A 13,394-nucleotide genomic window follows, 5' to 3' on the forward strand; every position below is an offset into this window, starting at 1 on the left:
CCAAGGTTCCAGTGCCGGTCGCCGCAGTAAAGCTGCTGTAAGGGCTTGCAGGTTTAATGGGGTGATGTGTCCGGTGGCAAAAGCCCCGGACCATGCCTTCAGGCAGCAGCTATGCAGGTCTCGTGGGACGAGGGCTGTACCAATAAGGAAGAGGCTATGGTTCAGGTTCGCAAATTAGTGTTAGCAATCGCCGCCGCTTCGGCGCTGTCATCCGGTATGGCACACGCGCTTGGGCTCGGGGAACTGACGCTTAAGTCGACCCAAAACCAGCCACTGCTTGCAGAAATCGAGTTGCTGGACGTTAAGGATCTGACCGCGGCACAAGTGGTGCCCAGCCTTGCCCCTGAGCAGGAGTTCAGCAAGGCAGGCGTGCCACGCCCGGCATACCTGGATGATCTGCGTTTCACGCCAGTGATCAACGCTGATGGCAAGAGCGTGTTGCGCGTGACTTCCAGCCAGCCGCTGTCCGAACCTTTTGTTAAGTTCCTGGTGCAGGTGATGTGGCCCAACGGCCGCTTGATGCGCGACTACAGCGTGTTGCTCGATCCTGCAAAGTTCTCGCCCCAGACGGCTGCTGCGGCGTCGGCTTCTGCGCCTGAATCTGCACAGCCAACGCAATACACCACGACGGCCCGTGACACCTTGTGGGAAATCGCCGCCAAGGCACGCAATGGCGGCTCGGTGCAGCAGACCATGCTGGCGATTCAGGCCCTGAACCCTGATGCCTTCATCAACGGCAATATCAACCGTCTTAAAACCGGTCAGGTGCTGCGCTTGCCGGACTCGGGCCAAAGCGTGCTGTTGCCTCATGCCAAGGCCGTTAACGAGGTCGCCTCGCAAAATTCCGATTGGCGTAATGGCCGTCGCACCGTGCCGCTGGCTCAACAGCTGGATGCCACCGGGCGCAAGCCTGAGCAGGCGTCGCCCGCCAAGGCCGTGACCCGGGATGGCTTGAGTCTGGTATCGGGCCAGCCGAGCAAGGCGGCGGGCAAGGGCGCTGCTGGGGACGCCAGTAATGTGAGTGACAAGCTGGCGATGACCCAGGAGGGGCTGGATACCAGTCGCCGCGAAAACGCCGAGCTGCAAAGCCGGATGAAAGATTTGCAAAGCCAACTGGACAAACTCCAGCGCCTGATCGTGTTGAAGAACGACCAGTTGGCCAAGCTGGAAGCCGAAAAAGCGCTACCTGCCGACCCGGCGGCGGCGATACCGGCACAACTGGTCGCCCAGGCGGCGGACGCCCCTGAAGCTGATATTGCGCCTGCCCTTGAGGGTGTGCCCGCTACAGCCGTCGCGCCAACCCCTGTTGAAAACACTGCGCCGCCAAGTGTTGAGCGAAAAATCCAGGACTTGCTGGCAAGCCCGATGCTGCTTGGGCTGATGGGTGGCGGGGCGGTCTTGCTGCTGCTCCTGCTTCTGTTGATGGCGCGTCGACGCAAAGCCCTGCAAGCCGCCGAAAAACATGCACGCATGGCTCGGGATCTCGAAGTGGAGTCCGATTTTTCAGTTGATCTGGATATGCCGCAGAGCAGTTTTGAAGGGTTGGAGACGCCATCGCGTAGCGTCAAGCTCGAACCGGCACCGGCACCGGCACCGGCACCGGCACCAGTGGCAGAAACTGCAATCGTAGCGCCCGTGGTTGCACCCGTGTCGTTGGCCAAGCCTGCGGCAGATGTGCTGGAACAGGCAGAGCAGTTGATTGAGCAACGCCAGTTGAGTGAAGCCGCCATATTGCTCAAGGCATCAATTGATCAAGCTCCGCAGCGCAGTGATTTGCGTCTAAAACTGATGCAGGTTTACGGCGAGCTGGGGGAGCGCGAAGCTTTTATCGCCCAAGAGCGTCAACTGGTTGCCAATGGCAAGAACCACGCTGAGGTCGAGCAGCTTAAAAAGCGCTATCCGGGCATGCTGGTGGCGGCGGGCATTGCCACAGCGGCCGTAGCTACACAGCTTCAAGCACAGTTCGTGCAGGAGATGATGCGTGATGATCGCGAGGTGCAATCCGAGCCTGAGACGGCTCCTCCCGTCGATACGTTTGATCACGACTTCGATTTGAGTCTCGATGAGCTTGAAGCCGCTTCGCCTGCTGTGGTGTCTCCAGAGCCGCCGAGTGTCGACAAACCGGCGGCAGACAGCTTTGAGGCCGTCCTTGAGCAGCAGGCTGAAGCTCAGGCTGCTCGTGAAGACGTGTCGGACTTGGATCTGGGGCTGCCGGATGACTTCGATTTGTCACTGGCGGACGAAAGTGCTCCGGCGAGTACCGAACCGGACAGCTTTTCCTTGGAGCTGGACAAGGTCAATGCCGAGCTGCATCGACTGTCGCAAAGCCTTGAACAGTCATCCCTGGCTGAGCCATTTGCCGATGATGAGCCCGAGTTTGACTTCCTGTCGGGTGCCGACGAAACCGCTACCAAGCTCGATCTGGCCCAGGCCTATATCGACATGGGCGATGACGAGGGCGCGCGGGATATCCTGACTGAAGTCATGGAAGAGGGTAATGCTCAGCAGCAGGCTGAAGCCCAGGAAATGCTGGCGCGGTTGACCTGATCCGGTCTTTGCCGGCTAGAGATTCAACCGAGGGAGTGAGCCTGCTTGCGAAGATCAATCGCGAGCAGGCTCACTCCCTCGGTGGCTTTACCACCAGCAGCGGTATCTACAGGTCGGTTGAAATGTTTCATGGCGTCTTTCCGGGTGCGCCTTATAATGGCCGCCTTTGCGTTTATGATCAGGCTGTAAGTTCTTGGCAAATATAGATAACCCAGCCGCTGAAATGGCTGCCGAAGGTTTTTTTCGAATCGCGCTTGGCGTGGAATACAAAGGTTCGCGCTACAGCGGCTGGCAGCGTCAGGCCAATGGTGTGCTCACCGTTCAGGAAACCCTGGAAAACGCCCTGTCAAAAGTCGCGGCCTCTCCTGTTTCATTGATGTGTGCCGGGCGTACGGACGCCGGTGTGCATGCCTGCGGGCAAGTCGTGCACTTTGACACCCAGGCCGAGCGTTCTTTGAAGGCCTGGGTCATGGGCGCCAACATCAACCTGCCCCATGACATCAGCGTGACTTGGGCCAAGGTCATGCCTGAGGATTTTCATGCGCGCTTCAAGGCTATCGCCAGGCGCTACCGCTATGTGATCTATAACGATCAGATCCGCCCGGCGCACTTGAATCAGGAAGTCACCTGGAACCATCGTCCGCTGGATGTAGAGCGCATGGCCGAGGCTGCCCAGTACTTGTTGGGCGTGCATGACTTCAGTGCCTTTCGCGCCGGTCAATGCCAGGCCAAATCCCCGATCAAGGAAATGCACCATTTGCGCGTGACCCGTCACGGTCGAATGATCGTGCTGGATATTCGCGCCAGTGCATTTCTGCATCACATGGTGCGCAACATCGCCGGTGTGCTGATGACCATCGGTACCGGTGAGCGGCCAGTGGAGTGGATCAAGGAAGTGCTGGAGAGTCGTGCTCGCCGCTCGGGTGGTGTGACGGCGCATCCCTATGGCCTGTATCTGGTGCAAGTTGAATATCGCGACGAGTTTCAATTGCCGGAGCGTTACATAGGTCCACATTTCTTGACTGGTTTTACCGAACTGGACGGCTGACGCCCGGATAAGCATTTGTTACCATCCGGGACTTTCGCGTTCGGGGTGTTATCGAGATGTCCGTTGTTCGCAGCAAGATCTGCGGTATTACCCGCATAGAAGATGCACTGGCTGCGGTCGAGGCCGGCGCTGACGCCTTGGGTTTTGTGTTTTACGCAAAAAGTCCGCGGGCCGTTACCGCGTTGCAAGCACGAGCCATTATTGCGGCTCTGCCACCGTTTGTGACGACGGTCGGTTTGTTCGTCAATGCCAGCGCCTGTGAACTCAACGAAACGCTGGATGCAGTGCCGCTGGATTTGCTGCAGTTTCATGGCGATGAGACCCCGGAGCAGTGCCAGGGTTACCACCGTCCTTACATCAAGGCCTTGCGCGTAAAGGCCGGTGATGACATCGCCGGTGCTTGTAAGGCGTATGCGGGCGCCAGCGGTATTTTGCTCGATGCCTATGTTGAAGGCGTGCCCGGTGGAACCGGTCAGGCATTCGACTGGTCTTTGATACCACGGGATCTGAGCGCGCCGATAATTTTGGCGGGTGGCCTGACAGTCGAGAACGTGGCAGGTGCCATTGTCCAAGTGCGTCCTTATGCCGTTGATGTGAGTGGCGGGGTTGAAAAGAGCAAGGGCATCAAGGATCACGACAAGATTCGTGCCTTTATGCAGGCAGTACGAGTAACAAACTGATGCCCGATGTGACGGCTGGCAATCTGCCGCCGTCCATCATTACCGCTCTGCAAAGCAGGCGGGCCCGGTGATTTGACGGGCAGAAATTAAAGTGGCGGCCGCTCTGGAGCGTGTTGTCGGGAGGCTGAGGGTTGCAGGGTTTCGCTGGTTTGCCGTGGGCTGACCGCAGCATTTGCAACCATCGCCACACACCTAATGAATTTAGCTCAAGGGCATACACGGGGCCTGAACTCAACGGTTCTGGTCGCCGGTACTGGAGAAAGAAAGCATGAGCAACTGGTTGGTAGACAAGCTGATTCCTTCGATCATGCGTTCCGAGGTCAAAAAGAGTTCGGTACCTGAAGGCCTGTGGCACAAATGCCCGTCTTGCGACGCTGTGCTTTATCGTCCAGAGCTGGAAAAGACCCTGGACGTTTGTCCGAAATGTAATCACCACATGCGCATTGGCGCGCGTGCCCGCATCGATATTTTCCTGGATGCCGACGGCCGTGCCGAGCTGGGTGCAGATCTGGAGCCGGTTGACCGTCTCAAGTTCCGCGACAGCAAAAAGTACAAGGACCGCCTGGTCGGCGCACAAAAGCAAACCGGCGAAAAAGACGCACTGATCTCCATGAGCGGTACCTTGCTGGGCATGCCGGTGGTGGTGTCTGCCTTTGAGTTCTCGTTTATGGGCGGCTCGATGGGCGCCATCGTCGGTGAGCGTTTCGTCCGTGCAGCCAACTACGCACTGGAAAACCGCTGCCCGATGATCTGCTTTGCGGCCTCCGGCGGTGCGCGGATGCAGGAAGCGCTTATCTCCCTGATGCAAATGGCCAAGACCTCTGCGGTACTGGCGCGTCTGCGTGAAGAAGGCATTCCGTTCATCTCGGTACTGACCGACCCGGTCTATGGCGGTGTTTCGGCCAGCCTGGCAATGCTTGGCGATGTCATCGTGGCTGAGCCGAAAGCGCTGATCGGTTTTGCCGGCCCACGCGTGATCGAGCAGACCGTTCGTGAAAAACTGCCGGAAGGTTTCCAGCGCAGCGAGTTCCTGCTGGAGCACGGCGCAATCGACCTGATCATTGCGCGTCAGGAACTGCGTCCACGCCTGGGTAACCTGCTGGCACAGATGATGGGCTTGCCTACGCCTGTGTTCGTTGCGGCACCTGTTGAAACCATCGTTGTTCCGCCGGCACCTGCAAACATATGACCCAGCGCACCCTTGGCGAGTGGCTCGCCTATCTTGAACAGCTGCATCCGGCCGCCATTGATATGGGGCTGGATCGCGCGCGCGAGGTAACGAACCGCATGGGGCTGCAAAAGCCCGCGCCTCGGGTGGTGACGGTTACGGGCACCAATGGCAAGGGCTCGACCTGTGCGTTTGTGGCCGCGTTGCTGCAGGCGCAAGGGCTCAAGGTGGGGGTTTACAGTTCACCTCACTTGCTGCGCTACAACGAGCGCGTACACATTGACGGGGTTGAAGTCAGCGACGAACTGCTTTGCGAGGCCTTCGCGGCGTTGGATGCAGGGCGGGGCGAGACTTCCCTGACTTATTTTGAAATGGGCACGTTAGCTGCGTTCTGGCTGTTTGAGCGTGCTCAGCTGGATGCCGTTGTGCTGGAAGTAGGGCTGGGCGGACGACTGGATGCGGTCAATCTGGTGGATGCCGACCTGGCGCTGGTCACCAGCATCGGTGTCGATCATGTTGAATACCTGGGCAATACCCGCGAATCCGTGGCGTTCGAGAAAGCCGGGATTTTCCGTGCGGGCAAGCCCGCCTTGTGTGGCGATCTCAATCCTCCTCATACCTTGCTCGACAAGGCCAAAGAGCTGGGCTGCCCACTCTTCTTGCGCGGTCGTGACTTCGATCTGGCCAGTTCAGAGCAGGTCTGGCATTGGCGTGGCCTGGATGCAAAAGGGCAAGTCCTGGAGCTGCGTGACATTGCGCTGCTGGATTTGCCCATGGAAAACGCAGCCCTGGCCGTGCAGGCCTATGCGTTGAGCGGTCTGCCCTGGGAGCCGGCCCGTATTATCGGCGCGCTAAAAGGAACTCGTGTCACGGGTCGACTGGATCGCCGCTCATTCAACTGGAAAGGCAAAACCTTGAATGTGCTGCTGGATGTGGGGCACAACCCCCATGCGGCCGAATACCTTCAGCGTCGTTTGTCACAGCGGCCTGTGGCTGGCAAGCGCCTGGCGGTGTTCGGTCTGCTGGCAGACAAGGATCTTGATGGCGTAGTGTCGCAGCTCGCTTCGTCGGTCGAGCACTGGGCGGTTGCGCCGTTGAACACCCCGCGTACGCGCACGGCGACCGAAGTTCAGGCCGCGCTACAAGGGCTCGGCGCTTCGGTTTCGGCTTATGGCAGTGTGGATGCGGCGCTTGAAGCACAGTGCGAGCGGGCGACACCTGAAGACGAAATCCTGTTGTTCGGATCATTTTATTGTGTCGCGCAAGCGCTCGAGTGGTTGGAGCGGCGTGCCATGGAGGAGGCTGCAAATGGCTATGCTGGATAAGGTAATCAAGCAGCGCATGGTAGGCGCCCTGGTATTGGTGGCGCTGGCTGTGATTTTTCTGCCGATGCTGTTTTCTCGTCAGGACGAGCAGCGTCAAATCCAGGTGGATGCCCCCACGGCGCCACAGACTCCGGTCATGCGGCCGGTTCAGGTTGAGCCAGTTGTCGTGCCGGAACCTCAGGTCATTGCTGAGGAGCCCGCCCCGGAACAGCTGCCGATTGTCGAGCATCAGGCGCCGGCTCCCGTCGCGCCTGTGGTTGCCAAGCCTGCAGTAGCTGCCCCAAAACCACCGGCGGTCACTCCGGCACAAACGGTTGCCCAGGCACCGGCCAAACTGGATACCACGCAAAAACGTGTTGACCCCAACGGTTTGCCGATCAGTTGGTCAGTCCAACTGGTGAGTCTGTCGAATCGGGCAAGCGCTGATAACCTTCAAAAAACTCTTCGCAATCAAGGGTATAACGCTTACGTGCGATCTTCTGGCGGAATGAATCGAGTTTTTGTCGGTCCATTGCTTGAGCGTGCAGAGGCCGATCGCCTGCGTGATTTGCTCGGCAAACAGCAAAATCTCAAGGGTTTTGTGGTGCGCTTCCAGCCGGAACGTGGTTGAGCGCGTAAAAAGGTTCAATCAGATTGCTTAAGCACAGATAAATCGCCTTACCTGAGAGGCGGCGCTCTGCTAAAATGCGCCGCCTTATCTGTCTGTAGGCTGAACTGTGCCATTTACCTGGGTTGACTGGGCGATCGTTGCAATTATCGCCATCTCCGCTTTGATCAGCTTGAAGCGCGGCTTCGTAAAAGAAGCATTGTCGCTGTGCACCTGGATCATTGCCGGGGTCGTTGCCTGGATGTTCGGCGGTTCACTGTCTCAATATCTCACCGGATACATAGAAACTCCTTCCGCCCGCGTTATCGTTGGGTGCACCATCATGTTTGTCGCCACCTTGCTGGTAGGCGCAATGATCAATTTTCTTATCGGCGAACTGATTCGCGTCACCGGCTTGTCCGGGACCGATCGTTTTCTCGGCATGGCCTTCGGCGCTGCGCGTGGCGCGTTGCTCGTGGTCACTGCGGTCGGGCTGCTTAGCCTGGGGCCGGTACAGCAAGACTCATGGTGGCAAGAGTCGAGGCTCGTGCCACAATTTCTATTGGTTGCCGACTGGTCCAAAAACCTCATTCTGGGGTGGAGCAGTCAGTGGCTGGCCAGCGGAATCAGCGTACCCGCTGACATTCCGTTCAAGGAGCACCTCTTGCCGGCTACCCAGCCCAAGTGAGTGGTGTTCAGTTCAGATCCATTAAGTAGGGGTTGCGTCGCATGTGTGGCATCGTCGGTATCGTCGGTAAGTCGAACGTCAATCAGGCGCTGTATGACGCGCTAACCGTCCTCCAGCACCGCGGCCAGGATGCTGCCGGTATTGTTACCAGCCATAATGGCCGGTTATTTCTGCGCAAGGACAACGGGCTGGTTCGTGACGTGTTTCATCAGCGCCACATGCAGCGCCTGGTCGGCCACGTGGGCATTGGTCACGTGCGCTATCCAACCGCTGGCAGCTCGACTTCAGCTGAAGCTCAGCCGTTTTATGTCAACTCGCCCTATGGCATCACCCTGGCGCATAACGGCAACCTGACCAACGTTGAACAGCTGGCCAAGGAGATTTACGAATCTGACTTGCGTCACGTCAACACCAACTCCGATTCGGAAGTGTTGCTCAACGTCTTCGCCCACGAGCTGGCTCAGCGCGGCAAGTTGCAGCCGACTGAAGAAGACGTGTTCGCTGCAGTGACCGACGTGCACAATCGTTGCCGCGGCGGTTATGCCGTGGTTGCCATGATCACCGGTTACGGCATCGTCGGTTTCCGCGATCCGAATGGCATTCGCCCGATCGTCTTCGGCCAGCGTCATACCGATGAAGGCGTCGAGTACATGATCGCCTCCGAAAGCGTCTCCCTGGATGTGCTGGGCTTTACCCTGATTCGCGACCTTGCGCCGGGTGAAGCCGTTTACATCACTGAAGACGGCAAGCTGCACACTCGTCAGTGCGCGGTTAACCCGCAATTGACCCCGTGCATCTTCGAACACGTGTACCTGGCGCGTCCGGACTCGATCATCGACGGTGTTTCGGTCTATAAAGCGCGTCTGCGCATGGGTGAGAAACTCGCAGAGAAGATCCTGCGCGAGCGCCCGGAACACGATATCGACGTGGTTATTCCGATTCCGGACACCAGCCGTTGCGCTGCTCTGGAGCTGGCCAACCATTTAGGCGTCAAGTTCCGCGAAGGCTTCGTTAAAAACCGTTACATCGGCCGCACCTTCATCATGCCGGGTCAGGCTGCGCGTAAAAAATCCGTGCGCCAGAAACTCAATGCCATCGAACTGGAGTTCCGTGGCAAAAACGTGATGCTGGTGGACGACTCGATCGTGCGCGGTACTACCTGCAAGCAGATCATTCAGATGGCCCGCGAAGCGGGTGCCAAGAACGTCTACTTCTGCTCGGCGGCCCCGGCCGTTCGCTACCCGAACGTCTATGGCATCGACATGCCAAGCGCTCATGAGCTGATCGCACACAATCGCAGTACCCAGGAAGTGGCCGAATTGATCGGTGCCGACTGGTTGATCTACCAGGACTTGCCTGACCTGATCGAAGCCGTCGGTGGTGGCAAGATCAAGATCGACGCGTTCGACTGTGCTGTGTTTGACGGCAAGTACGTGACCGGCGATATCGATGACAACTATCTGGAACGTATCGAGCGTGCGCGCAATGATGCATCCAAGGTGGTTGCCCAAGGTGTTGGCGCGACGATAGGCTTGTACAACAACTAAGTGTTCACCAAACCGGCCCTGATGGGCCGGTTTGCGTTCATCCAATACAAAGCAAGGAGTGGGCAGCATGAGTCAGGATTGGGATGCGGGTCGGCTGGACAGCGACCTTGAGGGCGTAGCGTTCGACACCTTGGCTGTGCGTGCTGGCCAGCACCGTACGCCTGAAGGCGAGCATGGTGATGCAATGTTCCTGACCTCCAGCTACGTGTTCCGCACGGCGGCTGACGCGGCAGCGCGGTTCTCGGGGGAAGTGGCAGGCAACGTTTACTCTCGTTACACCAACCCCACTGTCCGTGCCTTCGAAGAGCGCATTGCTGCCCTTGAAGGTGCCGAGCAGGCCGTGGCGACTGCCACCGGCATGGCGGCCATTTTGTCGGTGGTCATGAGCCTGTGCAGCGCCGGCGACCATATTCTGGTATCGCGCAGCGTGTTCGGTTCGACCATCAGCCTGTTTGAAAAGTACTTCAAGCGATTTGGTGTGCAGGTCGATTACGTGCCGCTGGCCGAACTGGCTGGCTGGGACGCAGCTATCAAGCCCAACACCAAGTTGCTGTTTGTCGAGTCGCCGTCCAACCCGCTGGCCGAACTGGTAGACATTGCTGCCCTGGCGGAGATTGCACACGCCAAAGGCGCGCTGCTGGTGGTCGACAACTGCTTCTGTACGCCAGCCTTGCAGCAACCGCTTAAGCTGGGTGCCGACATCGTTGTGCATTCGGCCACCAAGTTTATCGACGGCCAGGGTCGTTGCATGGGCGGTGTGGTTGCCGGTCGTGGCGAGCAGATGAAAGAAATCGTCGGCTTCTTGCGCACTGCCGGGCCGACCCTGAGCCCGTTCAATGCATGGATCTTCCTCAAGGGTCTCGAAACCCTGAACCTGCGCATGCGTGCTCACTGCGCCAGCGCCCAGGCGCTGGCTGAGTGGCTGGAGCAGCAGGACGGGGTTGAAAAGGTCCACTACGCCGGTCTCAAGAGCCATCCGCAATACGAACTGGCTCAGCGTCAGCAGCGCGGTTTTGGAGCTGTGGTCAGCTTTGAGGTCAAAGGTGGCAAAGAGGGCGCGTGGCGCTTTATCGACGCAACCCGCCTGATCTCGATCACCGCTAACCTGGGCGACAGCAAAACCACGATTACCCATCCGGCGACGACCTCCCATGGCCGTCTGGCGCCCCAAGAGCGTGAAGCGGCGGGTATTCGCGATAGCTTGATCCGCATTGCGGTCGGTCTTGAAGATGTCGCCGACTTGCAAACCGATCTTGCTCGAGGTCTGGCTGCGCTGTGAGTGACGGGATGCACGAAGCACCGGTTGGCGGTAATGGCCGCGTAGCGCTGGTGACTGGCGCTGCGCGGGGCATTGGCTTGGGTATTGCTGCCTGGCTGGTCAGTGAAGGTTGGCAAGTGGTGTTGACCGACATTGATCGCGCCCGGGGTTCCAGGGTAGCCAAGGCGCTGGGCGAAAGCGCCTGGTTCGTGACCATGGATGTGTCGGTCGAGGCCGATGTCATCCAGTGTGTCGCGCAAGTCCTTGGCCAGTTTGGTCGACTGGACGGACTGGTGTGCAATGCCGCGATTGCGGACCCGCACAACATGGGCCTGGAAAGCCTCAGCCTGGAGCGCTGGAATCGCGTTCTGGCGGTCAACCTGACCGGGCCCATGCTGTTGGCCAAGCATTGCGCGCCGTATCTTCGTGCGCACAATGGTTCGATCGTCAATCTGGCTTCCACCCGCGCCCGCCAGTCGGAGCCCGACACCGAGGCTTACGTGGCGAGCAAGGGCGGTTTGCTGGCGTTGACTCATGCGCTGGCCATCAGCCTTGGACCGCAGGTTCGGGTCAATGCGGTAAGTCCGGGCTGGATTGATGCCCGAGACCCCTCTGTGAGGCGTGCAGAGCCGCTGACAGCCGCCGATCACGCTCAGCACCCGGCTGGCCGGGCAGGGACCGTGGAAGACGTGGCGGCGATGGTTGCCTGGTTACTGTCACGTAATGCCGGGTTTGTGACGGGTCAGGAGTTTGTGGTTGACGGGGGCATGAGCAAGAAGATGATCTACAGCGAGTAAGCCTCGCTGCAGGGTGGCCACTATTTTTGCTTATTTTGAAAAAAACTCAATCTTGTCCTTGACTTAGCTTCGATAGATGCGTAAATTTCGCGGCCTCAACGAAGCAAAGGGTGATTAGCTCAGCTGGGAGAGCATCTGCCTTACAAGCAGAGGGTCGGCGGTTCGATCCCGTCATCACCCACCACTTCTTGAGATTCTCGCAAGAGAAAGGTCGTTCTGAAAAGAACAACCACCGACGCGCAGCGGTAGTTCAGTCGGTTAGAATACCGGCCTGTCACGCCGGGGGTCGCGGGTTCGAGTCCCGTCCGCTGCGCCATTTTTGTACAAATCAGGTTCGCCTGGTTTGCGATTGAAAAGCACCGAAGCTCTTCAGTCACAGGTTTAAAAGTTTCAAACGGACGCAAGTCCGAGCGATACGCAGCGGTAGTTCAGTCGGTTAGAATACCGGCCTGTCACGCCGGGGGTCGCGGGTTCGAGTCCCGTCCGCTGCGCCATATTTGCTTCAGAGCCCTTGAACTCTCTGTAGCTGCAAAGAAAGCGACCTTAGGGTCGCTTTTTTTGTGCCTGGAATTTTGCAAACTCCCAACGACTGTGGGAGCGAGCCTGCTCGCGAAGATACTGGGCGATAGCGTGTACTCGCCGGATAACCGCGAAGCTCTTGGCACCTTCGTGAGCCGGTTCGCTCCTGCAGTGAGGTCGCCCGGGTCTTCAGACCCCGATCAGGCGCGACAAACTGCCCTTGATTATCACGACTTGATGCACAATACGCCCCGTACCGTTCTCTTCAGGATCATTAATGCTTATGTCATTCCCCGTGCGTGCCGTAGTAGTCGCCCTTGTGCTGGCTGGACTCGCAGGTTGCTCATCGAAGAAGACAGCGATCTACGAACATGAAAGTTTCGATGATTCCGGTACGTTCTCGCGTAATTACCCGGTAACCGACAAAACCTCCTGTGAGGCCGCACGCCGCGCCTTGCTCAGCCAGGGTTACATCATCACCAGCAGCGATCCGAAAATCATCAGCGGGCACAAGAGCTTCCAGCAAACGGGCGAAAGCCACCTGGAGATCAGCTTTAACATTGTGTGCGCCGACGATGGCGGTTCCGAGCATCACGCCACCATGTTTGCCAATGCCCTGCAGGATCGCTATGCGCTGAAGAAGGTAAACAACTCTGCGAGTCTGGGGGTAGGTGTGCTGGGTTCGGTGTCGATGCCAATTGGCTCCACCGATGACTCAATGGTCAAGGTCGCCAGCGAGACGGTGTCTTCGCCTCAGTTCTACGACCGTTTCTTCACGCTGGTTGAAGCGTTTTTGCCCAAGCCCAAAGAAGTGGAAAAGGCAGTACCTGCCCCGCAAACACCCAAGCCTGACCTGGGAGTGCCAGAGGCAGCGCCTGCAAAGGTCGAAGCCGTTGCACCTGCCACTGAGCAGCCAGCACCTGCTGTCGAGGCTGTGAGTGAGCCTGTCGTGCCACCGGTAGAGGTCGAGCCTATTTCCCCGGTTGAAGTCCCGGCGGTCCCGGCGGCGGTAGAGCCTGAGATCAAGCCGGCCACTGAACAGCCTGAGCCGGCCAAGCCGGTAACGCCACAGAGCGAACCTGCGATCACGCCTCTACCTGCTGCAGTAGAGCCGTTGCCGGCTCAATAACCGTGCGGTAATTCTCAAAAGCTCTGCTACGTTTATAAATGTGTTGTGACAGTGTCCGCGAAGGTGTCATTTTTCCTTCATGCGGGCACTTTATGCTCAGGC

Annotated in this window: 11 protein-coding genes and 3 tRNA genes; all 14 read left to right on the forward strand. The window is 58.4% G+C overall.

The window, feature by feature from the left end; translation table 11 throughout:
* Nucleotides 1-156 precede the first annotated feature (156 nt).
* The 14 genes from TU76_RS15370 to TU76_RS15435 all read left to right on the forward strand — a co-directional run bounded on the left by TU76_RS15370 (nucleotide 157) and on the right by TU76_RS15435 (nucleotide 13,292).
* Complete coding sequence (locus TU76_RS15370; protein ID WP_048352007.1) at nucleotides 157-2,547, forward strand: motility hub landmark protein FimV; 2,391 nt, start codon at nucleotides 157-159, stop codon at nucleotides 2,545-2,547.
* Nucleotides 2,548-2,770: 223 nt separating this feature from the next.
* Complete coding sequence (truA, locus tag TU76_RS15375; RefSeq protein ID WP_019829028.1) at nucleotides 2,771-3,595, forward strand: tRNA pseudouridine(38-40) synthase TruA; 825 nt, start codon at nucleotides 2,771-2,773, stop codon at nucleotides 3,593-3,595.
* Nucleotides 3,596-3,651: 56 nt separating this feature from the next.
* Nucleotides 3,652-4,275, forward strand: coding sequence for a phosphoribosylanthranilate isomerase (locus tag TU76_RS15380; RefSeq protein WP_019829030.1), 624 nt, complete (start codon nucleotides 3,652-3,654; stop codon nucleotides 4,273-4,275).
* Between the two features lie 268 nt (nucleotides 4,276-4,543).
* Nucleotides 4,544-5,464 (forward strand): acetyl-CoA carboxylase, carboxyltransferase subunit beta, encoded by a 921-nt coding sequence (gene accD / locus TU76_RS15385; RefSeq protein ID WP_046809805.1) that lies wholly within the window; start codon nucleotides 4,544-4,546, stop codon nucleotides 5,462-5,464.
* Nucleotides 5,461-6,768, forward strand: a complete 1,308-nt coding sequence (folC, locus tag TU76_RS15390) for a bifunctional tetrahydrofolate synthase/dihydrofolate synthase (RefSeq protein ID WP_048352008.1) — start codon at nucleotides 5,461-5,463, stop codon at nucleotides 6,766-6,768. The genes accD and folC overlap by 4 nt, the downstream gene beginning before the upstream one ends.
* Nucleotides 6,752-7,378 carry an SPOR domain-containing protein gene (locus TU76_RS15395; protein ID WP_048352009.1) on the forward strand — a complete coding sequence of 209 codons (627 nt, stop codon included), beginning with the start codon at nucleotides 6,752-6,754 and terminating at the stop codon, nucleotides 7,376-7,378. The genes folC and TU76_RS15395 overlap by 17 nt, the downstream gene beginning before the upstream one ends.
* A gap of 106 nt (nucleotides 7,379-7,484) precedes the next feature.
* The gene (locus TU76_RS15400) at nucleotides 7,485-8,042 is read left to right on the forward strand and encodes a CvpA family protein (protein WP_019829038.1); all 558 of its coding nucleotides are present in this window, start codon (nucleotides 7,485-7,487) and stop codon (nucleotides 8,040-8,042) included.
* A 41-nt stretch (nucleotides 8,043-8,083) separates the two neighbouring features.
* Entirely contained in the window at nucleotides 8,084-9,589 is a 1,506-nt protein-coding gene (gene purF / locus TU76_RS15405) for an amidophosphoribosyltransferase (RefSeq protein ID WP_019829040.1), read from the forward strand.
* A gap of 67 nt (nucleotides 9,590-9,656) precedes the next feature.
* Nucleotides 9,657-10,868: an O-succinylhomoserine sulfhydrylase gene (locus tag TU76_RS15410; protein ID WP_019829042.1), complete on the forward strand. Its 1,212-nt coding sequence runs from the start codon at nucleotides 9,657-9,659 to the stop codon at nucleotides 10,866-10,868.
* Between the two features lie 8 nt (nucleotides 10,869-10,876).
* On the forward strand, nucleotides 10,877-11,644 hold the full coding sequence (locus TU76_RS15415; protein ID WP_019829044.1) for an SDR family oxidoreductase: 768 nt from the start codon (nucleotides 10,877-10,879) through the stop codon (nucleotides 11,642-11,644).
* A 108-nt stretch (nucleotides 11,645-11,752) separates the two neighbouring features.
* Nucleotides 11,753-11,828 (forward strand) — tRNA-Val (locus tag TU76_RS15420).
* Between the two features lie 55 nt (nucleotides 11,829-11,883).
* Nucleotides 11,884-11,960 (forward strand) — tRNA-Asp (locus TU76_RS15425).
* A gap of 101 nt (nucleotides 11,961-12,061) precedes the next feature.
* Nucleotides 12,062-12,138 (forward strand) — tRNA-Asp (locus TU76_RS15430).
* A gap of 302 nt (nucleotides 12,139-12,440) precedes the next feature.
* A complete protein-coding gene (locus TU76_RS15435; RefSeq protein ID WP_048352010.1) occupies nucleotides 12,441-13,292 on the forward strand; it encodes a DUF2242 domain-containing protein in 852 nt (283 codons plus the stop codon).
* The last annotated feature ends 102 nt before the right edge of the window (nucleotides 13,293-13,394 follow it).

This window comes from Pseudomonas psychrophila, assembly GCF_001043005.1.
Lineage (GTDB): Bacteria > Pseudomonadota > Gammaproteobacteria > Pseudomonadales > Pseudomonadaceae > Aquipseudomonas > Aquipseudomonas psychrophila.